The 20,529-nt window shown below is 68.5% G+C and carries 19 protein-coding genes and 1 riboswitch; of the genes, 14 read left to right on the top strand and 5 right to left on the bottom strand.

All coding sequences use genetic code 11. The features are described from left to right. Positions 1–9: 9 nt before the first annotated feature. Together ACFXKA_RS20025 and ACFXKA_RS20020 are read left to right on the top strand one after the other, a co-directional pair. Positions 10–1,485 carry an NAD(P)/FAD-dependent oxidoreductase gene (locus ACFXKA_RS20025; protein WP_354839446.1) on the top strand — a complete coding sequence of 492 codons (1,476 nt, stop codon included), beginning with the start codon at positions 10–12 and terminating at the stop codon, positions 1,483–1,485. Next, positions 1,482–2,924 (top strand): aldehyde dehydrogenase, encoded by a 1,443-nt coding sequence (locus tag ACFXKA_RS20020; RefSeq protein ID WP_379428358.1) that lies wholly within the window; start codon positions 1,482–1,484, stop codon positions 2,922–2,924. Before ACFXKA_RS20025 ends, ACFXKA_RS20020 begins: the two co-directional genes overlap by 4 nt. A gap of 98 nt (positions 2,925–3,022) precedes the next feature. On the opposite strand, the gene ACFXKA_RS20015 is transcribed toward ACFXKA_RS20020, so the two are convergent. Both ACFXKA_RS20015 and ACFXKA_RS20010 read right to left on the bottom strand, forming a co-directional pair. Further along, positions 3,023–4,072 carry an alpha/beta fold hydrolase gene (locus ACFXKA_RS20015; RefSeq protein ID WP_379428357.1) on the bottom strand — a complete coding sequence of 350 codons (1,050 nt, stop codon included), beginning with the start codon at positions 4,070–4,072 and terminating at the stop codon, positions 3,023–3,025. Between the two features lie 69 nt (positions 4,073–4,141). Beyond that, positions 4,142–6,856 carry an ATP-binding protein gene (locus ACFXKA_RS20010; protein WP_379428356.1) on the bottom strand — a complete coding sequence of 905 codons (2,715 nt, stop codon included), beginning with the start codon at positions 6,854–6,856 and terminating at the stop codon, positions 4,142–4,144. Between the two features lie 129 nt (positions 6,857–6,985). Here ACFXKA_RS20010 and ACFXKA_RS20005 point away from each other — a divergent pair, with 129 nt between their 5' ends. From ACFXKA_RS20005 to ACFXKA_RS19975, 7 genes are all read left to right on the top strand, one after another. Further along, positions 6,986–7,414 carry a hypothetical protein gene (locus ACFXKA_RS20005; protein ID WP_354839456.1) on the top strand — a complete coding sequence of 143 codons (429 nt, stop codon included), beginning with the start codon at positions 6,986–6,988 and terminating at the stop codon, positions 7,412–7,414. After that, entirely contained in the window at positions 7,414–8,322 is a 909-nt protein-coding gene (locus ACFXKA_RS20000) for an alpha/beta fold hydrolase (RefSeq protein WP_379428355.1), read from the top strand. Before ACFXKA_RS20005 ends, ACFXKA_RS20000 begins: the two co-directional genes overlap by 1 nt. 5 nt (positions 8,323–8,327) lie before the next feature. Beyond that, the gene (locus ACFXKA_RS19995) at positions 8,328–8,468 is read left to right on the top strand and encodes a hypothetical protein (protein WP_379428354.1); all 141 of its coding nucleotides are present in this window, start codon (positions 8,328–8,330) and stop codon (positions 8,466–8,468) included. A gap of 49 nt (positions 8,469–8,517) precedes the next feature. Next, a complete protein-coding gene (locus ACFXKA_RS19990; RefSeq protein WP_379428353.1) occupies positions 8,518–9,105 on the top strand; it encodes a DUF308 domain-containing protein in 588 nt (195 codons plus the stop codon). A 161-nt stretch (positions 9,106–9,266) separates the two neighbouring features. Continuing rightward, positions 9,267–9,451: riboswitch (M-box (ykoK) riboswitch) on the top strand. 356 nt (positions 9,452–9,807) lie between these two features. Beyond that, positions 9,808–10,593 (top strand): hypothetical protein, encoded by a 786-nt coding sequence (locus ACFXKA_RS19985; protein ID WP_379428352.1) that lies wholly within the window; start codon positions 9,808–9,810, stop codon positions 10,591–10,593. Positions 10,594–10,629: 36 nt separating this feature from the next. Then, the gene (locus ACFXKA_RS19980; RefSeq protein WP_379428351.1) at positions 10,630–12,387 is read left to right on the top strand and encodes an ABC transporter permease; all 1,758 of its coding nucleotides are present in this window, start codon (positions 10,630–10,632) and stop codon (positions 12,385–12,387) included. 26 nt (positions 12,388–12,413) lie between these two features. Next, on the top strand, positions 12,414–13,700 hold the full coding sequence (locus tag ACFXKA_RS19975) for a nitrate/sulfonate/bicarbonate ABC transporter ATP-binding protein (RefSeq protein ID WP_379428350.1): 1,287 nt from the start codon (positions 12,414–12,416) through the stop codon (positions 13,698–13,700). On the opposite strand, the gene ACFXKA_RS19970 is transcribed toward ACFXKA_RS19975, so the two are convergent. After that, a complete protein-coding gene (locus ACFXKA_RS19970; protein ID WP_379428349.1) occupies positions 13,675–15,021 on the bottom strand; it encodes a DUF2786 domain-containing protein in 1,347 nt (448 codons plus the stop codon). The genes ACFXKA_RS19975 and ACFXKA_RS19970 overlap by 26 nt on opposite strands. Positions 15,022–15,186: 165 nt before the next feature. Here ACFXKA_RS19970 and ACFXKA_RS19965 point away from each other — a divergent pair, with 165 nt between their 5' ends. After that, positions 15,187–15,549: a hypothetical protein gene (locus ACFXKA_RS19965; RefSeq protein WP_379428348.1), complete on the top strand. Its 363-nt coding sequence runs from the start codon at positions 15,187–15,189 to the stop codon at positions 15,547–15,549. Positions 15,550–15,858: 309 nt separating this feature from the next. Here the strand turns inward: ACFXKA_RS19965 and ACFXKA_RS19960 are convergent, their stop codons facing one another. Beyond that, positions 15,859–16,512, bottom strand: coding sequence for a hypothetical protein (locus ACFXKA_RS19960; protein WP_379428347.1), 654 nt, complete (start codon positions 16,510–16,512; stop codon positions 15,859–15,861). Between the two features lie 18 nt (positions 16,513–16,530). On the opposite strand from ACFXKA_RS19960, the gene ACFXKA_RS19955 reads away from it, so the two are divergent. After that, complete coding sequence (locus ACFXKA_RS19955) at positions 16,531–16,713, top strand: hypothetical protein (protein ID WP_354839483.1); 183 nt, start codon at positions 16,531–16,533, stop codon at positions 16,711–16,713. A gap of 339 nt (positions 16,714–17,052) precedes the next feature. Here the strand turns inward: ACFXKA_RS19955 and ACFXKA_RS19950 are convergent, their stop codons facing one another. Further along, positions 17,053–17,736, bottom strand: a complete 684-nt coding sequence (locus ACFXKA_RS19950; RefSeq protein WP_379428346.1) for a GntR family transcriptional regulator — start codon at positions 17,734–17,736, stop codon at positions 17,053–17,055. Positions 17,737–17,824: 88 nt separating this feature from the next. On the opposite strand from ACFXKA_RS19950, the gene ACFXKA_RS19945 reads away from it, so the two are divergent. From ACFXKA_RS19945 to ACFXKA_RS19935, 3 genes are all read left to right on the top strand, one after another. After that, positions 17,825–18,358, top strand: coding sequence for a YbhB/YbcL family Raf kinase inhibitor-like protein (locus ACFXKA_RS19945; protein ID WP_379428345.1), 534 nt, complete (start codon positions 17,825–17,827; stop codon positions 18,356–18,358). A gap of 45 nt (positions 18,359–18,403) precedes the next feature. Next, positions 18,404–19,246 carry an SDR family NAD(P)-dependent oxidoreductase gene (locus ACFXKA_RS19940; RefSeq protein WP_379428344.1) on the top strand — a complete coding sequence of 281 codons (843 nt, stop codon included), beginning with the start codon at positions 18,404–18,406 and terminating at the stop codon, positions 19,244–19,246. Positions 19,247–19,607: 361 nt separating this feature from the next. Further along, positions 19,608–20,528: an SGNH/GDSL hydrolase family protein gene (locus ACFXKA_RS19935; protein WP_379428343.1), complete on the top strand. Its 921-nt coding sequence runs from the start codon at positions 19,608–19,610 to the stop codon at positions 20,526–20,528. The last annotated feature ends 1 nt before the right edge of the window (position 20,529 follow it).

Here is a 20,529-nt window from a genome sequence, read left to right as displayed (position 1 = left end):
AGGGAACCCATGTCCGACAAGGAAGTTCGTACCTACGACGTCGTGGTCGTCGGGGCCGGCCCGGTTGGTGAGAATGTCGCCGACCGCACCCGCGCCGCCGGGTTGAGCACCGTGATCGTCGAATCCGAGCTGGTGGGCGGCGAATGCTCGTACTGGGCATGCGAACCCAGCAAGGCGCTGCTGCGCCCCGCGCTGCTCTACCGCGAGGCCGCCCGCTTCCCCGGTGTCGGGGAGGCGGTCACCGGACCCCTCGACGCGGCCGCGGTGCTGAAGCATCGCGACCGGATGGTGGCCGACTGGGACGACCGGGACCAGCTCGACTGGCTCGCCTCGGTCGATGTCGAACTCATCCGCGGCCACGGCCGGCTCGCGGGACCCCGGCGGGTGACGGTCGAGACGCCCGAGGGCGAGACCGTGCGGCTCGCCGCCCGGTATGCGGTGGCCGTGTGCACCGGCACGTCGGCCGCCCTGCCGCCGCTGCCGGGCCTGGATGCCGTGCGGCCGTGGACGAGTCGCGAAGCCACCAGCGCCCGGGAGGTACCGGACCGGCTCGCGATTCTGGGAGCCGGAGTCGTCGCCACCGAAATGGCGGCTGCCTGGCAGGCATTGGGCGCGCGGGTCACCCTCATCGCCCGCGAATCCCGGCTGCTGGGCCGTGTCGAAGCCTTCGCCGCGGACCTGGTCGCCGAGCAGCTCCGGGACGCCGGCGTGGACCTGCGGTTCGGTACCACCATCACCGCCGCCGAGCGCGCGGGCGGACCCGATGACAGCATCCGCCTCACCCTCGCCGACGGCACCCGGCTGGTCGCCGATGAACTCCTGCTCGCGACCGGACGCGCACCCCGGACCGACGACCTCGGCCTCGACACGATCGGCCTGACACCCGGCCAGTGGCTCACCACCGACGACACCTTCACCGTGACCGCGGTCGACGGGGAGTGGTTGTACGCGGTCGGGGACGTGAATCACCGTGCGCTGCTGACCCATCAGGGCAAGTACCAGGCCCGCATCGCCGGGACGGTCATCGCCGCCCGGGCTCGCGGGCTGGCACTGGACACCGGACGCTGGGGCCGCCACGCGGGGACCGCCGACCTCGAAGCGGTGCCGCAGGTGGTGTTCACCGACCCGGAGATCGCGGCGGTGGGTCTCACCACCGACGACGCCGCGCGCGCCGGGCGCGACGTGGACGTCGTCGACTACGACATCGGCCGGGTCGCCGGTGCGATCCAGCACGATCCCGGCTATCGGGGCCGCGCCAGAGTCCTGATCGACCCGGACCGCCGGGTCATTGTCGGCGCGACCTTCGCCGGGCCGGGCGTCGCCGAACTGCTGCACTCGGCCACCATCGCCATCGCCGGCGAGGTCCCCCTCGACCGCCTCTGGCATGCGGTGCCGTCCTTCCCCACCATCAGCGAAGTCTGGCTCCGGCTGCTGGAAACCTATCGCGACCAACAGAATTCGCCGACCGCGGGAGAAACCAGATGATCACCTACGATCGGCTCTACGTCGGCGGTTCGTGGACCGAACCCAGCGAACCGGCACTGCTGGAGATCCTCTCGCCGCACGATCGATCGGTCATCGGCTGGGCGGCGCAGGCGCAACCCGCCGATGTGGACCGCGCGGTGACGGCGGCGCACGCGGCCTTCGAGGGCCGCGTCTGGCGTGATACCCCGCCCGCCGAGCGAATCGCGGCGTTGCGACGGTTCAACAAGCTGCGCGAGGAGCAGGCCGACCGGATCGCCGCGCTCATCACCGACGAAAACGGTTCCGCCGCATGGTTCACCAAGGCCGGTCAGGCCGGTCTGACCCGGCAGGCGAATGCCTACCTCACCGCCGCCGAGAATTGCGACTGGGAGTACACGCTCACCCCGTCGGACCCGGATACCGGTGTGCGCAGCGTGGTCCGGCGCGAACCGGTCGGCGTGGTGGCGGCGGTGATTCCGTGGAATTCGCCCTTCTCCTCGGCGACGTCGAAGATCCTGCCCGCCCTCCTCGCCGGAAACTCGGTGGTGCTGAAGGTGTCTCCGGAGAATTCGCTGAGCATGGGTCTGCTGGCCGAGCTGGTGGATCGAATCGGCCTGCCGGAAGGCGTGATCAGCGTGCTGCCCGCGGATCGGGAAACGAGCGAGTACCTGATCTCCCACCCCCGCGTGGACAAGATCGCGTTCACCGGCTCGACCGGGGCCGGTCGCCGGATCGCGTCCATCGCGGGCACCCAGCTCAAACGGGTGAGTCTCGAACTGGGCGGCAAATCGCCGGCGGTGATCCTGCCCGATGCGGATCTGACGGCGGTGATGAACGGCCTGAAATTCGGCTCGCTCTTGAACAATGGAGAGTCCTGTATCGCCCAGACGCGGATCCTCGCCCCGCGCTCCCGCTACGAGGAGGTGGTCGCGGCGCTCGCGGCGCTGGTCGAGTCCCTGCCGGTCGGTGATCCGCGCGACCCGGACACCTTCATCGGTCCCATGGTGCGCGGCGATCAGCAGCAGCGGGTCCGCGACTACATCGAGGCCGGTATTGCCGAAGGCGCGCGCCTGGTCTGCGGCGGTCCACAGGTCCCGCCCGGACTGCGGGACGGCTTCTATGTCACCCCAACTGTTTTCGCCGACGTCACACCGGACATGCGCATCGCCCGTGAGGAAATCTTCGGCCCGGTCCTGGTCGTGCTCGCCTACGACGACATCGACGACGCGGTGCGCATCGCCAACGACTCCGATTACGGACTCTCCGGTGGCGTCTGGTCGGCGGACGAGGCCGCCGCGCTGGTCGTTGCCCGCCGCATCCGGACCGGCACGGTCACCATCAATGGTGCGCCGATCGGATTCGACGGCCCCTTCGGCGGATTCAAGACCAGCGGCATCGGCCGCGAGTACGGCGCGGTCGGTTTGGGCCAGTACACCGAGTATCAGACGATCACAATCTGACGCCCTTGTAAGGCGGTGTGTGCGATCGAGTCCGGCGAGTCCGGACAGCGAACCGCCGGGCCCAGCGGCAGCTGCCGGGCCCGGCGGTTCACGGAATGTCAGAGGTGGTCGGCGTCGATGATCGCCTGCGCGAACGGGCCCGGCGCCTCCTGCGGGACGTTGTGCCCGATGCCGTCGAGGACGCGGTGCTCATGCTTGCCGGTGTACTTGGCGGCGTACGGTTTTCCGTCCTTTGCCGTGCCGTCGAAGTCGCTGCCGATGGTGATCGCGGGCACGGTGATAGCCGGTCCGGCGGCAAGTTGCTGTTCGTAGGCATCGTATTGCGGCTCGCCCGGGGCCAGGCTCAAGCGCCACCGATAGTTGGTGATGACGATGTCGACGTGGTCGGGATTGTCGAAGGCGGCCGCGGTGCGGTCGTAGGTCGCGTCGTCGAAATTCCATGCCGGGGACGCGCGCTTCCAGATCAGCTTGTTGAAGTCGTGCCGATTGCGGGTGTAGCCGAGGCGACCGCGTTCGGTGGCGAAGTAGTACTGGTACCACCAGCCGAGTTCGGCCTCCGGCGGCAGCGGCTGCTGCTGTGCCGCCTGCTGCGTGACGATGTACCCGCTCACCGCCACCATCGCCTTGACACGCTGCGGCCACAGCGCGGCGATGATGTCGACCGTGCGTGCGCCCCAATCGAATCCGCCGAGCACGGCCTTGTCGATGTGCAGCGCGTCCATGAAGTCGACGATGTCGCGCGCGATCGCCGACTGCTGGCCGTTGCGGACGGTCTGCGTGGACAGGAAGGTGGTCGGGCCGTAGCCGCGCAGGAACGGGACGAGGACCCGGTACCCGGCCGCCGCCAGCAGCGGTCCGACATCGGCGTAGCTGTAGGCGTCGTAGGGCCAGCCGTGCAGCAGGATCACGGGTTGTCCGATGCTGGGCCCGAATTCCGCGTAGCCGACGCTGAGGACACCGGCGTCGATCTGCTTGATCGGTCCCAGTGTCGTATTCGCGCCCGAGCCCTTCCGCAGGTCCGCGCCGACCGGAGTCGTGGTGGCCGGCGCGGTCGCGGAATCCGTGCCGCAAGCGCTGAGCGAGGCCGCGGCCAGGCTCGCCGCGCCCGCTGCGAGCGCACCACCGAAAAATCGTCTGCTGATGTTCATGTCCTCAGACGCTAGGAACCGGGCGACCGGTGTCGCGAGCGTCGGATGACGTACTCGGTGTCGGTTGGGCTACCGTGCCGGCTCGTCCTCGGTCGGCAGCAGCGCCGCGAGGTCACCGCGCGAACTGATACCGAGCTTGGGGAAGATGCGGTGCAGGTGGGTGCTGACGGTCCGATGCGACAGGTAGAGCCGCTGCCCGATCTCCCGATTGGTCAGCCCCTGCGCCGCCAGCTGCGCGATGCTCAGCTCGTGCGGGGTGAGCCGCTCGCGGGCATCCGGGTCGCGGTTCGGGCTCGATTCGCCCGCACTGCGCAGTTCCAGGCGGGCCCGCTCGCTCCACGCCGTGAAGCCCAGGGCGTCGAAAGTCTCTCGGGCCGTGCGCAAATGGGTGCGGGACTCCACCACCCGGCGCTGCCGCCGCAGCCACTCGCCATAGGCGAGATGCAGGCGGCCGCGTTCGGCGGGCCACCCGGTGAGATCAGCCTCCAGCGCGGCGGTGAACAGCTTGCCGGCCGAGTCACCGGCGAGCACCGCTCGGGCGTACCGCATTCCGATGTGCAGGGCGGGCGACGACGTGGACTCCGCCACCGGTTCCAGGCCGCGCAGCAGTTCCGCCGCCGCGTCGGTCTGTCCCGCGCGGACCGCGGCCTCGGCGAGTTCGGTGAGGAAACACGCGCGCAGCGCCGGCGAATACGACGGGTCGCGCGGATCGTGGATGCGGGCCAGATCGGTGAAGGCGTCGTCGAATCGGCCCTCACCGAGCGCGATCAGCCCCCGAGTGAGCTGCACGGTGGCCAGCACGGGCCGCGCACCGGCGGCCAGTCCGGTCCGTTCGGCGTCCGCCGTGAGCTCGGCGGCCTGCACGTAATCCCCACGCAGAGCAGCGATCTCGGCCTGTACCGCGATGACCACCGCATGCATGAACGGCGCCGCGGTCTCGCGGGCGAAGGCCGCGGCCTCGGCCGCGATGGGCGCGGCGGCGGCGAGATCGCCGAGCCGGGCCAGGCTCCAGGCCTGGATCGCGAGGGCCCGGGTCAGCAGCCCCAGCCGTCCGGCGGCACGGAATCCGGGTGCGGCGGCGCCGGCGAACTGCGCCGCGAGGTCGAAGGCGCCGACCTGGTATGCCGCGCTGCTGAGAAAGTGATCGACCTCCGGATCGCGGCCCGTGGTCGCGGCCAGCAACCGCAGGTGGCGCAGCACCTGTTCGCCGCGCTCGAACGGGGCCACGATCGAGTCGATCGCCAGCTTGCGCGGGTCACCGTCGGGAATGCCGAAGGTGTCGGCGACCGCGAGGACCGCGCGCCGGGTCTCGGGCCCGGGTTCGGACCAGAAGCACCGCATGGCCGCACCCCACATGATCCGCAGCGCGGGATCCGGATACCCGTCGGCGGCGACGGAGGCCGCGAGCGCAGCCAGTTCGCCGATGCGCGACGGACTTTCGCGCATGCCGTCCTCGAATCCGCTGAGCAGCCACTTCGCGGTGGCCTCCTGCGCGGGGGTGAGAGGGAGGGTGCGCGCGGTATCGACCAGTCGGTCGGCCGTGTCGCGGTGACCGGAGTCGACGGCCAGTTCGGCCGCACGCAGCAGGCGATCCGCGCGCCGGCCGGGGGTGGCGCTGAGCGCAGCGGCCCGCTCCAGCGCCGCGACCGCACCGCCGCGGTGCCGGGACCGTTCGGCGACGTCCTCGAGCGCCGCCGCCACCTCCTCATCGGCTCCGGCGGTACCCGCCGCCCGATGCCACACCTGGCGATCCGGAGACCCGGTGAGCAGGTCGGCGAGCGCCAGATGCGCACGGCGGCGCTCCTCGGCCGTCGCCGCCGCCACAAGGGCGGAACGGACCAGCGGGTGGCGGAAAATCACTGTGCCGGAACCGATATCGATCAGTCGGGCCGCCACCGCGGGGGCGAGAATGTCGGCCCCGACCTCGGATCCCAGGAGAATCCCTGCGGCGGCGAGTGTTTCGGCGACCGAATCGCCGTCGTCGAGCGCCGCGACCAGCAATGCCGACCGGGTGCGCTCGGGCAGCGCCGCACTGCGCGCCGAGAACGCTCGTTCGAGGCGTTCGGTCAACGGGAGGGTCGGCGCCGGTTCGGCGAGAACCCCCACGGCCGTGGGCAATTCGGTCAGGGCGAGCGGGTTGCCGTGCGCCTCGGCGAGCACCCGCCGTCGGACCTGGGCGGACAGCTCCGGTGCGGTGCTGTCGAGCACAACGTTCGCGTCCTCATCGGACAGCGGGCCGAGCCGCATGGCGGTCAGCTCGGCCTCGCGCAGCGGCGAGTTCGTGCCGTCGCGCACGGTGGCGACCATGGCGACGGGTTCGGAGTCGATGCGGCGCGCGACGAAAGCGAGGACCTCGGCGCTGGCGGGATCGAGCCAGTGCACGTCCTCGGCGACGACCAGCAGCGGCCGTTCGGCCGCCAGATCGGCCAGCAGTGTCAGAGCGGCGAGCCCCACCAGATGCGGGCTCGGCTCGCCGACGGCATCCGACATGCCCAGGGCGGTTGTCAGCGATTCGAACTGGCGCGCCGGCAGGGCATCGAACGCGCGGCGCAGCGGGTACAGCAGCCGCTGCAGCCCGGCGTAGTCGAGGCCGTGTTCGGCTTCGACCCCCGCGGTCCGCAGCACCCGCAGCCCCGCGCCGGCCGCAATGGCGACCGTCTCCTCGACGAGCGACGACTTGCCGATTCCGGGTTCCCCCTCGATCAGGATGCCGCTCCGGTCGCCGGGGCCGTCCACGAGTGCGGCCAGGACTTTCAGCTCGGTGTCTCGTCCGACCATCGGCATGGGTGGTGCTCTCCTCCTGGACCCGTGACGACGTACGGGACCGGTCGCGACCTTACCCAAACAGGATTACGTCACCTCAACGTCAACTGACAGATTCGGCCGCCTGCCCGCGGCGGCGAAGGTATTTCCATGGCTACGGTACGTTTTCATCTCCTGTCCACACTGACTCCCGCCGAGGTCGTGCGGGTGCTCACCGACTTCGGCCCCGCCCGCACCGAGGCGTGGCCCAGCATCGACGCCGAGCATTTCGTCGTCCACGACCGCGGCGAGACCTGGGCCGAGGTCACCGAAGGCACGGCCGCCGCCTGGGAACGCGCCCGCTACCAGTGGGATCCGGACGGCGACACCGTCACCGTCACCACCCTGGATTCCAAGCTCTTCGGCGCGGGCGGCGGCTGGGTCTTCCGAGCCACGCCGGAAGCGGGCGGCACCCGGGTCGATGTCGAACTGACCCGGACTCCGCAGGCCTTCAAGGGCAAGCTGCTGGCGGCACTGCTGCCGCTGGTCGGACCGTCCTCGCTGCGCAAGTCGTTCGCCGGCCCGCTGCGGGCGAAGTGATGTCCGCGCCGCAGTCGATCCGGGGCACCGGACGGCTCGCGCCGGGCGTCCACACCGTCGATTCCGACGGCATTCTCCAGCGGTATCACGTCTACGGGAGTGGGCCTGTCTGCATCGCCCACCCCGGCGGCCCCGGGATCTTCTGGGAGTACCTGCGCATGCCCGCGCTCGAGGAACACCTGACCATGGTGTACGTCGAGGCGCTCGGCACCGGCGCATCCGGCCGCCTGCCCACCCATCCGCACGGCTACACCCGCGAGCGGTACAGCCTTGCGCTGCAACGGCTGATCGACCACCTGGACGTGCCCGAGGTGTATCTGCTCGGGCACTCGCACGGGGCGTTCGTCGCCGCGTATCACGCGCTGCACCGGCCCGCCGGGGTCGCGGGTGTCGTCCTGTACGAGGGCGCACCGGTCACCGGGCCCGAACACGGGGCCGAGGCCGGACGCCGCCTCCAGGAGTTCGCCGCCGCGCACGCGGACCGGCCCGAACTACACGAGGTGCTCGCGGCCTTCGAAGCGATGCAGGCCATTTCGAGCGACGAACAGACCCTCTCGGTTGCGCGCGGCATACTGCCGTCCTATTTCGCCGACTACTGGGGCGACGAACAACGGTGGGCCGCTTTCCGGAAAGGGCTACGGGCCACCTACATCTCGGGACTGGACGCGGACCTGACTCCCGATCTCGTCGACGACCGCGCCGATCTGCCGAACCTGACCGTCCCCGCCCTGGTCATCGTGGGCCGCCACGATGTCATCTGCGGACCGCGCTGGGGACTGGAACTGCACGAACGGATCCCCAATTCGCGACTGACCGTCCTGGAACGCAGTGGGCACCTGGGACATCTGGAAGAACCCCAGCGCTTCGACCACGCGGTCCGGGAATTCGTCTTCTCACCCAAGGAGTGATCGGCATGTCCCCGTTTCGTGCGTTCCGGTGGAGCGAGCAGGTCAGTGCGGCGATGGTTTTCGCTGGTCCGGCGGCGCTCTGGAGCTGGGCCGAGTTCGCGGTACTGCACGGGCGGGGACCCACCGTACGGGATCTCATCGGCTAGCGATCCCACTGCCTTTCTTGCCTCACCCCGATCGAATGGAAGAGGTTCCATGAACACCACTGCGGTACAGCCTGTTTCGATATCCGCGCGCTCGTCGCTGATCCGCCTGTCCCTGGTCCGTGGCCTCCTGGCCATAGCGTGGGCCCTGGCCTTCGCCGCGGCCCACGACACCCTGAACGCCGTCGCGCTCACCCTGCTGATCGCCTACCCCCTCATCGACGCGGTGTCCTCCGCCATCGACTGGCTCGCGGTACCGGAGGGCTCCGAACGCCGCGTGACCGCCCTCAACGGCACCCTGAGCACCCTGGCCGCCATCGCCCTGGGCATCGCCGGAACCGCCGGCGGCGTGGCCGCCGTCCTGGCCGTATTCGGTACCTGGGCAACGATATCCGGCGCGGCTCAACTCGCGGTCGGCCTCTACCGCCGCGGCCCCACGCTGGGCAAACAATGGCCCACCCTCATCTCCGGCGGCTTGTCCTTCCTGGTCGGCGCCGTCTACGTCGCCCAGGCCACCGCCCCCTCCCCATCCCTGGATGTTCTGTCCGTCTACGCCACCGGCGGCGGTATTTTCTTCATAGCCCAAGCCGCGCTACTGGTCTGGAAGTCGCGCTCCCAGCGAACGACCGGACAGGTGTAGGCGGGCGGCATTCATCTTCGTCCGGCGCCCATGCCGCAGGACATCTCCGGTCCGGGCACCGCGGCAATCGGGCCGCGGTCCCACGCGCCGCTGTGGCATAGCGCTCGCCGATATGCGAATAGCGGGTTTTGACTTTTAACGAGTCTTTAACTAGGTTCCCTGTTGCACCTCGATAGGCGAGGCTCCTGTACGAACACAGGCCACTGATCTGACGACGTCGAGAGACGCCCAAGGTTAGGACAGATTTCTCCGGCTCAAGGGGTAATCCAAAGTGGCTTTCCGATTCGGAACACTCCGATCCGGAACACGTCGTGCAGTGCCAAAACTCTGACGAGAGGGGTGTGCGTCCGCCCCGAGAGTTCCGGGCGACCTCCCCGCGTGCGTTGACGAATCGCGTTCTACCAGTGAGGAGGTCGGGTAGCAAGATGGCACCCGATGATGACCCGGGATCTCCGGGTCGGCCCCTCCGCCTCGGTCCGGGCCGCTAGCCACCACACCAACACCGCGTCGATATCTCGACGCACGTAATTCTCCGATATCACGATGCCGCCCGCGCGGCACCGGACTATTCGCATGCACATTTCACGAATGAATTCGGAGATTCGCATATATATCCGACCCGTCGGCACCACCGTGCCCGACGGTATTCGATGCTGCCCGGAAACCGATGCGGGCAGCGGTATCCCGAGGGGAAACATCCCGATGAGAATTCGCTTGCTCGCGTTCGCCACCGCGGCGCTGACCACCGCCGGACTGGTCGCCCCTGCCGCCGCTTCGGCCGCGGCACCCGGACCGGACGTCCGGCTCGCCGACGCTGTGACAGCTCCGGCCGTGTCCGGCGACGCCCGGATCGTGGACCGATCGGTGGTGCTGCGCACCGACCTCGGCACGCTCCGAACCACCACCGACCAGCTGCAGATCCTCGACCCGCAGGGCGTGGTCGTGGGGGCGATCCCGCTGACCATCACGAAGCAGGACACGACGTACCCGATCGACGCCCGCATCGACGGCGACAGCGCCACCCTCACCCCGCGCCCGGATCGGGCACGACCGGTCAGCACCGAGGAACGACGCATCGCCGCGGAGCTGCACGCCGCCGCGGAGGCGCATGCCGAAGGCCCTGCGGCACAGCAGATTGCCGATCCCGACAGCTTCGAGGATCGGATGAATACCGTCTTCCAGAATGTCAACAACGAGCTCACCGTGGCCCTGGCGGTGGGCACGCTGCTGGGTGCCGTCATCGGAGCGCCGCTGGGCTGCGTCCTGCTGGGCGCGGGTCAGGGTCTCGCGGTCGGCGCATTGACGTTGGGCACGTTGGCGATTCCCGGTGCCGTCACCGGCTGCCTCGAGGGCGCGGTGGCCGGAGCCGCGATGGGCGTCGTGGCTTTCAACCTGCTGATCGGCGCACCGGCGGTGCTGGCCGCGGCCGTGCACGCCTACAACGTCATGACCGCACCGCCCGCGGTCTCCGCCGAATCGACCAACTGAGTTGCGACGAAGCCGCTCGGAGCGAGGTGAACAGCAATGACTCTCGAATTGGCAATTCCGGACCGCCCCAAGACGACTCCCGAGGTGCCGCGGGCACGCGACCGGCTCCGAGCGGTGGACTACCTGATCATCGGCGCGGGCGTGCTGCTGATCCTGCTGGTGCTGCGGCTGTTTCGGGACATGTCGGTGCCCTGGACGCCGGATACCGGAACCGAGGCCGTATCAACCGATCCCGCGAACCTGCCCTATTACGCGGCCCGCACCACGCTGCGCATGTTCATCGGCCTGGCGGCGTCCATCCTCTTCACATTGATCGTCGGCCAGTGGGCGGCGCGCTCGCGGCGGGCCGAGAAGGTGCTCATCCCGGCGCTCGACGTGCTGCAGTCCGTGCCGGTGCTGGCCCTGGTCTCGATCACGGTCACCGCGTTCGTGGGCCTGTTCCACGGCTCGTATCTGGGCGCGGAGGCGGCGTGCATCTTCGCCATCTTCACCGCGCAGGCCTGGAACATGACCTTCGCCTACTACCAGGCGTTGCGCAATATGCCCCGGGAGCTGGATGACGCGGCCCGCATGATGCGGCTCACCCGCTGGCAGCGGCTGTGGCAGCTGGAGGTGCCGACAGCCATGGTGCCGATGATCTGGAACGGCATGATGAGCTTCGGCGGCGCGTGGTTCATGCTCGCGGCCTCGGAGGTCATCACGGTATCCGGCCGGGACGAGGCGCTGCCCGGCATGGGTAGCTTCATCGCCGCGGCCACCTCCGAGGCCGAGGTCGGCAATCTCATAGTGGGTGCGCTGGTCATGGTGCTCACCATCGTCTTGGTGAACGTGGTGTTCTGGCGGCCGCTCACGGCGTGGTCGGAGCGATTCCGGGTGGAGCACACCGAAAGTGCGCAGGCCCCAAGGAGTCTGGTGCTCGACCTGCTGCGGCAGAGCACGGTGCCGGGCCGGCTGGCCCGGGTGCTACGGCCGGTCGGCGAGCGGGTCGATCGCCTCATGCGGGTCTTCGGGCGCAGCACCCGTTCCGCCTACGACGAGCGTGCGGGCAGCCGCATCGGCGATGTGCTCTTCTTCGGACTGCTCTTCGCCGCGCTCGCCTGGGGCACCTGGGCGCTCGCCTCCTACTTCGACAGAACCGTGGGCCTGGCCGAATTCGGGCCGACCTCGTTGATGGGGCTGGCCAGCCTCGGCCGCGTAACAGTGCTGCTGGTGGTCTCCACCATCGTGTGGGTGCCGGTCGGCGTGTGGATCGGGATGAATCCGCGCATCTGCCGGTTCGCGCAGCCGGTGGTGCAGGTGCTGGCCAGTTTCCCGGCCCAGTTCCTGTTCATCTTCGTCATCGCGGCGCTCACCTACACCGGTATCTCACTGAATATCGGCGGCATCGCGCTGATGGCGCTGGGTGCGCAGTGGTACGTGCTGTTCAATGTGATCGCGGCGGCCGGGCAGATCCCGACGGACCTGCGCGAGGCCATGGACGATCTCGGCGTGCACGGGTGGCAGCGCTGGAAGTCGTTGATACTGCCCGCGATCGCACCCGGCTACGCGGTCGGCGCGATCACCGCGTTCGGCGGCGCGTGGAACGCCACGCTGGTCGGCGAGGTCGTGGAGGCCGGGAACACGCATATGGAGGCCTACGGCCTGGGCGCGTACATCACCAATGCCACCACCGACGACGTCTTCGCCAAGGTGCTGCTCGGCACCGTGGTGATGAGCGTGGTCACGGTGACGATCAACCGCCTGCTGTGGCGACGCCTGCAGCGCACCGCCGAACGGCGATTCTCACTGAGCTGAAACATTTTTCGAAAGGAGGACACACCGTGTCGGCCCCCATCATCACCGTCGATCGTGTCACCAAGAACTTCACCAACCCCTCCGGCGAGCAGCTGCCGGTTCTCTCGGATGTCTGCCTCGAGTTGCAGGAGGGTGAAATCGTCGCGCTGCTGGGCAAATCCGGCTCCGGCAAGTCCACGCTGCTGCGGATCATCGCGGGCCTGGTGCTCCCCTCCGCGGGGTCCGCGCGCATCCGGCAGACCGAGATCACCGAGCCGAATGCCGATACCGCCATGGTGTTCCAGACCTTCGCGTTGCTGCCGTGGCTGACCGTGCGGCAGAACGTCGAACTCGGCCTTCGCGCCCAAGGGATTTCGGTCTGGGAGCGCGCCGAGAGGGTTACCGACGCCATCGACATGATCGGCCTGGACGGCTTCGAGAACGCCTATCCCAAGGAGCTTTCCGGCGGTATGCGCCAGCGAGTGGGATTCGCCCGCGCCCTGGTGGTGCAGCCGGAGGTGCTGCTCATGGACGAACCGTTCTCGGCGCTGGACGTCTTGACCGCCGAGAACCTGCGCGGCGAGCTCATGCGACTGTGGGCGGAGACCGCCTTCCCGACCAAGACCATGCTGATGGTCACCCACAATATCGAGGAGGCCGTGCAGCTGGCCGACCGAATCCTGGTGCTGGACAACAATCCCGGGCGAATCAAGGGCGAGATCCAGGTGAAGCTCCCGCAACCGCGCGACCCGCGCGGCGCGGGGTTCCAGGCGCTGGTGGACCAGGCCTATCGGATGCTCACCGACGCCACCTTCGATGGCGACTGGCCGAGCATCACCCCCACCCCTACCACCCGGCCGCTGCCCGATGCCGGGGTGGACGGAATCGGCGGCATGCTGGATTTCGTGGCCGCTCGAGGCGGGCGGGCGGACCTGCCGGATCTGGCGGGCGGGTTGCGCTTCGAGATCGACGATCTGATGCCGCTGGTCGACGCCGCCACCATGCTGGGGCTGGCCACCACCGCCGACGGGGATATCGAGCTCACCGTCGACGGCACCCTGTTCGCCGAGGCCGATATCGACAGTGCCAAGGCCATTTTCGCGCGGCTGGCGCGAGCCAAGGCGCCCCTGGTCGCGGCGATCGACCACGCGCTGACCAGTGCGCGCAATCAGCGGCTGCGCGACGGCTTCTTCCTCGACCTGCTGCGGCGGGGCTTCACCGAGGACGCCGCGCGGCGACAACTGCGGATCGCCATCGACTGGGGACGCTATGCCGAACTCTACGAGTACGACGCCGCCGAGCGATTGCTCAGCCGGCATCCGGACGCGGCCTGAGGTCGAGGTGGGCGCGGTCGGCGGCCACTCGGCCGGCGTCCCAGCCTGCGGCGCTGCGGATGGTGATCCCGCGATTCCGGGCTTGTGGAAACAGGGTGTCGAAAGCCGCGTCGACTGCGATCTGGTGTGAGGCCAGGACCGGCAGCAGTCGTTCCGGCTCAGCCGATTCCGCGATGGTGGCCGCGGTGGCCGCATCCAAGCGCTCCCCGATGCGGGTGGCATAGGCGACGAGGAACGACTTCCGGAACGTCCGTCTGCGTGCCTCCTCGGTTCGGGAGGCTTTGTCGCTTCGGGAGGCTTTGTCGCCGTTCGCGATCATCGCCCTGGCGGCCTGCACGAGCAGTGAGGTGGACAACAACTCCACCGCGTCGAGATCCGCGTCGTCGCCGACGATGGTCATGAAATCCCATGCCGAGGAAAAGACGGCGCGGCATCGATTGGCTTTGGCGACGACGTCGATCAGCAGGGCCTTCGCGTCGGTGTACGGGGTATCGAGCCACATTCGCCGTGCCCCCGGCAGATCCGGGACGGCGGTGTCGGCGTCGACGAGCACCCGATCGAGCGCGTACTTGGTCATCAGTTCCTGTGCCTTGGCAGACAGGGCCTCGGCCTCTTCGGGGAAGGACGTGGACTCGGCTTTGGCGAGCAGTCCGCGAACGCGCCCGAGCACCTTCTCGTCGACATGATGGGGGACCGCGGCCGTCGGACGTGCGCTGCCGGGCAGGGGCCTGATGAGTTCCAGTTTCGGCAGCAGGAGCAGCAGTGCGAGGGCCTCGATCACGGTGGTGAGCGCTTCGGCGGTGGTCAGCATGTGCTTCGCCGCCCACTGGCCGAAATGCGGCGAGGAATCCGACCACCAGGCCTCCGCCGCCAATTCACCGAGCTGAGCAACCCAGGTGTCGTCGACGGTCGCAGGCGCGAAGGGCCGCACGGAGTCCGCCATGGTGTCGATCAGAAAGCTGACCGCGAAGTCGTCGACCCGCCGTCGCGCCGCCTGCTGAATGTCCGCCGGCAACCAGCCATTCCGGAAGGCGCGCGTCATGAGGTGCTGCCGCGCCAGGCGCACACTCCGCTCCACCTCGTGAACGAGCGGGTCGTCAGCGGCGAGCCGGCCGGCGAACACGACAACCGGATCACGCTGTACCGATCCGCCCCGCCCCCCACGCTGGGCCGATTCCATGGCGGCCGCCAGGATCGCATTGCCGATCTCCTCAGCGGTCGGCGGCCGCCCCTCGGTCCCACCGGGCATGCCCGGAAAGTCGGCTCCGCCGTATCGCGCCCGCTGCTTGGCCGCCCGATGCTTCCGATTCGGCTTACCCATGATCGACTCCACCGACCCTCGAATCGCCATGACCTGTCACGACCCGACCGTATTGCACGGCTGTAGCGTTCCGCGATGCGGGCCGGGGAGGACCGAAACTTCAGAATGGAAACAAAATTGGGCTCGGTGACGACGAACAACACAACGCCAATCGGAAGGGTCTTCATGAACAGGTCGTTGAGTGTCGCCGGACGGGTTGCGATCGCGGGCATTTCGGGTTTGGGCTTCGCGGCCGTCGTCGGGTCGGGTACCGCGCAGGCCGCGCCACAGGACTGCACCGTGACGAAGGGTCTGTTCGACGCGTCGGCAGTCTGCCAGCCCGACGGTGGATCCAACTACGTCCTTCACCTCGACTGCGTCGGCCTCTACGCCAGCGGGCCGTTCCCGCTGTACGCCGTCGGCCCCTACAAGGTGCTCAGCTACCCCTTCACCCCGTCGGGTGACCGTATTACGGCGGCCTGCACCGGCACCGGACCCGGCGTCTTCGCGGTCGCCACCAACGCTTTCGTGGAAATCTACAACCCCTAGGCGACCGTCGTGGAGTGACAGCCGACGCGTCACTCGTCCCCGATGCCGATCGCCGCACTACCCCCGTGGGATCGGCGCCGCGGTATCGGGGACTTGCCTTCGGTGTTCGGCGAGTTGGGCGCGAATCAGGTTCCATGCCAGTGGATTCGCGCGTTTGGTTGAGACGTCCATTGGTTGGTTCGTTCGCTGAAATGGATCGTGTGGCCAGGGGATGGTGGTTCGTCGGAGCGTCTTCTCGCCAGGATTCGAACCTTGAACTGGCGGGGTCAGAGTCCGCCGTCTGGGGATGCGGTATGCGATGCCGGGGCGTCAGCGTGCGGGAACGCGCACCGTGATTTCCCCGCCGAGGTGATAGCCGTCGGCCAGACGCAGATTGTCGCCACTCCAAAACCTGCCCGGGTCATACCAGTTCGGACGCTTCTCCGGCAGCAAGCCCATGGCCTGATACGTCATGGCGACGATCTCCGCGCAGTACGCGTTCTCCAGACCGGCGTCGGTTTCGAGCGTTCCCGATCGTTTCGGCAGCGGCACCCGGCCCCGTAGCCACCGCCCCGCGAGCGCGCTGGTAGAGGGAAAGGGCATGCCGTCCAGCCGCGCGACCATCCGCAGCGCGGCATCTTCCATCTCGCGGGTAACCGGCCGATTCAGCTGGCGAATCCACGCTTGCTGCCCATAATCGTTGGCCCAGCGCATGATCGCGGCCCGCAGGTCGTGCAGCTGCGCACCGCGATGGTGGTTGCCCGACCAGACGTCCGGCAGCGCCCGGCCGAGCTCGGCGTGCCAGATCAGGGCCGGGAGGTCATCGATGACAACCGCCATGCCGACATGATTGACCGGGCTGTTGGTCAGCCCCCGGATCGCGCGATCGGCACCGGTATGCCCGCGGAACAGCCACAGATCGCCGGTCCGCGTGAGCTCGACCGCGCCATCCAAACCGATACTCGAGAGCGCTTCACGTTGCACAGCGACTAGCCTAGGCGCATGCGCTGGTGGAAGGTGCTCGGCTTGGCAGGGGCCGCGGGTGTCGCGGCGACCGGTGTGGTCATCGTGCGGTCCGAACGCAAACGCCGCGCCTACACCCCGGATCAGATCCGAGATCGGCTACACGCCCGCCTCGGCGATCAACCCGGACCCATCGAGCCCGTCGGCGACGGCAAACGCTGAGCCGGACCGCGAAAGCGTTCACCCACACTGGCTTCGACCGTCGTGGTGGGCTCGATGCGACAGCCCCCGGCACGAGCGGAATTCACGCGATGCGCAACGGCGTATCGAGGTCGTTGTCCCGCAGTCGTTGTCTGGCCGAGGGTTCGCAGAGTTCGGGCATGGCACCGGCGGGGCCGCCAGTTCCGCGCGACACGCGGGATCCATTTCGCTACAACGGATCTCGGCATGCTCATGTCCTCGGTACGCCGTTCGCTGCCGAATGCCGGGTGCTTGTCCGGCCTGGATATCGGCCGGTAGAACTCGGACAGCGTTCTGGGACTGGAACATTCTGCCGCAGTGTCAGCCTTCTTGTTCCGCCAGTGCGGCCGTCGTCAGGGTGAGGTGCCGGGTCAGTAGGCCGGCGGCGGTGTCGGGGTCACGGGCCAGGGCCGCCTCCTCCAATCGGCGATGCTCGTCGATGGCGTCGCGGTCGGGGGCGCGGTGTGCCGACCAGCGGCGAGCCAGCTCGCTCGCGACCCACATCCGGTCGAAGGTCTCCAGCAACACCGGGTTGCCGCACCCCGCCAAGAGGGTGCGATGGAACACCCGATGGGCCTCGGCCCAGGCATCGCTGTAGTACTCGCCGTCCTCCGGGGGGAATGCCGGTGTGCGCGCCAAGCGGTGGTGGGCGGCTCGGACATCGCCCTCCCAGCCGACGTCACCACGTTCGATCGACATGCGTAGCAGGACCGGCTCGATGGTCCGGCGGGCCTCGCCGATCTGCTGCCAGCGGCGATCGGAGAAGGCCGGGACCGCGAAGCCGCGATTGGTCAGGCGTTCGGCCAGGCCCTCACCGACCAGCCGCACCAGCGCCTCACGCACCACGGCCAGGCTCACACCGTGTTGCTTGGCCAGATCCTGCGGCTTGAGCGCGTCACCGGGCGCGTACTCGCCGCGCATGATCGCGTGCCGCAGGTGTGCGTAGATCTGCTCGGACAGCATCTGCTTCTCCGGTGAGGTCGGGGTGTGGGCTGCCCTGGTCATGGTCCGATGATAGACGATCCTCAAAATAATCGATTATTTCTGATATCGTCGATCTTGCCTGTCCGACATGACTCGAAAGGCACGACACATGAGTGCAAACAACCCCTTCGCCCGGCTCCCCGAGGCAGCCTCGTTCACGGTCACCAGCACCACGGTGAGCGACGGCGCCGCCTGGCGACCCGCACAGTGGTCCTCCGGCGCCCCCGGCGGCAAAGACGTTTCCCCGCAACTGAGTTGGAGTGGCGCCCCGGCGGGCACCAAGAGTTACGCCGTGACCGTGTACGACCCCGACGCTCCCACCGGCTCCGGCTTCTGGCACTGGGCTGTCGCCAACATCCCGGCCACGACCACGAGCCTTCCCGAGGGCGCCGGAGACGACGCGGGCAGCGGGTTGCCGACCGGCTGCTTCCAATTGCCGAACGACGCGCGCCTGCCGCGATACATCGGTGCGGCGCCACCGGCGGGGCACGGTGAGCACCGCTATTTCGTCACCGTGCACGCTCTGGATGTCGACGACATCGGCATCGCCTCCGACTCCACTCCTGCTCTGCTCGGATTCACCATCGCAGGCCACATCCTGGGCCGAGCGACGCTCGTCGCCACGGCGGAGACACTGCCGTGATTCCGCTCGAGCATCCTGGCGAGGTCGGTACGGCAAGGAAAGGTTATGAGCGACAAAGGTATCGACCGCATGGCTGATCGCACGGTGCTGATCACGGGTGCGACGGACGGACTCGGCCGCGAACTCGCGGTGCGTCTCGGCGCGGCGGGCGCCCGGCTGATCCTGCACGGCCGCGACCCCGATCGGGCCGCCGCGGTCGCGGCCGAGATAACGGCCGCGAGTGGACACGCTCCGCGGGTCATCCTGGCCGACGTGTCGCGACTCGCGGAGGTGGACCGGCTGGCCGACGAGATCATCGCCCGCACTTCACGATTGGATGTACTGGTGAACAATGCCGGCACCGGAGGCCGGCCGGACGGGAGACGCGCACTCAGCGCCGACGGCAACGAATTACTGTGGGCGGTCAACCATCTGGCCCCGTATCGGCTCACGCGGCGGTTGCTTCCGCTACTGCGGGCCTCGGCACCGGCGCGGGTGGTGAACGTAGCCTCCGCCGGGCAGCAGGAGATCAACCTCGACGATCCGACCCCCGAGAACGACTACGACGTGTACACCGCCTACTGCCGCGCCAAGCTGGCGATGATCATGGCGACCATCGAGTACGCCGAGGAACTCGACGGAACCGGTGTCACCGTGAACGCCCTGCACCCGGCCACCCTCATGGCGACCACCATGGTGCTGGAATCCGGCACCACGCCGATCAGCACCGTCGCCGAAGGCGCGGCCGCGACCCTCCGCCTGATCTGCGATCCGGACCTGTCACAGACGACAGGCTGCTATTTCAACCGCACCAGGCAGGCCCATCCGCACCCACAAGCCCTCGACCCGAAGGCGCGCCGCCGGCTGCTCGAAATCAGCGACGCCGCAGTCGTTTCGGCGCTGGGCTGAGGTGGTGGGCCGGTAGGTCGCGCTGGGTCGCGATGATTGCGGGTCAGCAGGAATCCCCAGTCGTCGCGGGCGAAGGTGCCAGGCAGCAGTTCACTGCACGCGCGATGCGGGACCAACCGGCCCACCACCCCCGAATCCGCGTCGAACGTGCCGTCCGAGCGGCCTGCATGCCGGTGCCGTCTGGTCCCTTGGGATGGCACGTTCAGCATTCACAACAAAATCCGGAGCGCGATGAACTTCGGATCTCTGCCGAATTCGCGATCGATCGGCGGCGCTACCGGCGCGCCGCTACAGTAGGCGTTCGAATCTGAAGCGGTCGCGCTTCGCATGTTTCGCAACGGATCGATAAGAGGTACACAGCTTGAAGAGTTCGGCTCGGTTGCGGTTGCTTGCAACGTCCACGGTCTGCGGCACCGCAGCGGTGCTCACCGCGATGGCGCCGCCGACCACGGCGGAGACCGCCGACGGCAAAACCCTTGTGGTGATCGGCGATTCCTTCTCCGCCAACGGGGAAATCCTCGACCTGCTGAACGCGGGCGGGGACCCCGGCTGCAAGCACGTGCCTACATCATGGCCGACGCAGCTGACGCAGCGCATCGGCTTGTCGCCGGACGACGTCGAGGACACCTCGTGTCAGGGCGGCACGATCGACACCTCGGGCTGGACCCTGGTGCACCAGGTGAAACGGGCCGTGTCCGATAGCGCGTTCGGGCCACGCACCCGGACCGTGACGATTCAGCTCGGCATGAACGATGCCTGGGGAACCGACAACCCGGTCGCCCTGTCTCGTGCCTTCACGTGCCTGACCGACCTGATCGATGGTTGCGGTCCGGAAGCCGCAGCGCAGGGCCGCGCCCCCGACCTCGACACCGTCACCGGTCAGGCCTATGCCGATCGAGTCCGCCAAGCGGTGGAGTACATCCGCTACTACGCTCCGAACGCGCGGATCGTTTTCGTGGGATACCCGGAAATACACACTCCCGGCCAGGATTCCGCCTGCGCGAACATTCTCGGCATCGATGTGGTCCAGCCCCGAGCCGGCGCGGTCACCGGGTTCCTGGACCGGATCGACACGGCCCAGCGCGAGGCCGCCGGCATTCTGAACGTGAACTTCCTCGACACCCGAGCGGTCACCGCCGGGCACGGCGCCTGCACTGCGGATCCCTGGGTGGACGGAGCGTTCGACCCACACACCGAACCGCTCGGGTTCCCCTGGCACCCCAGCGCGCACGGCGACTCGATGGTCGCAGCCGCCATGCAACAGTGGATCGCTCGAAGCTGAA

The organism is Nocardia sp. NPDC059228 (assembly GCF_042754245.1).
Taxonomy (GTDB): Bacteria; Actinomycetota; Actinomycetes; order Mycobacteriales; family Mycobacteriaceae; genus Nocardia.
The sequence above is the reverse complement of the archived record's forward strand: the minus strand, read 5'-3'. Positions and strand labels throughout refer to the sequence as shown.

Bases quoted from the DNA above. Each gene is read 5' to 3' on its own strand.
- ACFXKA_RS20015 (WP_379428357.1), bottom strand. From the start codon at position 4,072: ATGAACATCAGCAGACGATTTTTCGGTGGTGCGCTCGCAGCGGGCGCG.
- ACFXKA_RS19995 (WP_379428354.1), top strand. From the start codon at position 8,328: ATGTCCCCGTTTCGTGCGTTCCGGTGGAGCGAGCAGGTCAGTGCGGCG.
- ACFXKA_RS19965 (WP_379428348.1), top strand. From the start codon at position 15,187: ATGAACAGGTCGTTGAGTGTCGCCGGACGGGTTGCGATCGCGGGCATT.
- ACFXKA_RS20000 (WP_379428355.1), top strand. From the start codon at position 7,414: ATGTCCGCGCCGCAGTCGATCCGGGGCACCGGACGGCTCGCGCCGGGC.
- ACFXKA_RS20020 (WP_379428358.1), top strand. From the start codon at position 1,482: ATGATCACCTACGATCGGCTCTACGTCGGCGGTTCGTGGACCGAACCC.
- ACFXKA_RS19985 (WP_379428352.1), top strand. From the start codon at position 9,808: ATGAGAATTCGCTTGCTCGCGTTCGCCACCGCGGCGCTGACCACCGCC.
- ACFXKA_RS20025 (WP_354839446.1), top strand. From the start codon at position 10: ATGTCCGACAAGGAAGTTCGTACCTACGACGTCGTGGTCGTCGGGGCC.
- ACFXKA_RS19970 (WP_379428349.1), bottom strand. From the start codon at position 15,021: ATGGGTAAGCCGAATCGGAAGCATCGGGCGGCCAAGCAGCGGGCGCGA.
- ACFXKA_RS19955 (WP_354839483.1), top strand. From the start codon at position 16,531: ATGCGCTGGTGGAAGGTGCTCGGCTTGGCAGGGGCCGCGGGTGTCGCG.
- ACFXKA_RS19950 (WP_379428346.1), bottom strand. From the start codon at position 17,736: ATGACCAGGGCAGCCCACACCCCGACCTCACCGGAGAAGCAGATGCTG.
- ACFXKA_RS19980 (WP_379428351.1), top strand. From the start codon at position 10,630: ATGACTCTCGAATTGGCAATTCCGGACCGCCCCAAGACGACTCCCGAG.
- ACFXKA_RS19940 (WP_379428344.1), top strand. From the start codon at position 18,404: ATGAGCGACAAAGGTATCGACCGCATGGCTGATCGCACGGTGCTGATC.
- ACFXKA_RS20005 (WP_354839456.1), top strand. From the start codon at position 6,986: ATGGCTACGGTACGTTTTCATCTCCTGTCCACACTGACTCCCGCCGAG.
- ACFXKA_RS19990 (WP_379428353.1), top strand. From the start codon at position 8,518: ATGAACACCACTGCGGTACAGCCTGTTTCGATATCCGCGCGCTCGTCG.
- ACFXKA_RS20010 (WP_379428356.1), bottom strand. From the start codon at position 6,856: ATGCCGATGGTCGGACGAGACACCGAGCTGAAAGTCCTGGCCGCACTC.
- ACFXKA_RS19945 (WP_379428345.1), top strand. From the start codon at position 17,825: ATGAGTGCAAACAACCCCTTCGCCCGGCTCCCCGAGGCAGCCTCGTTC.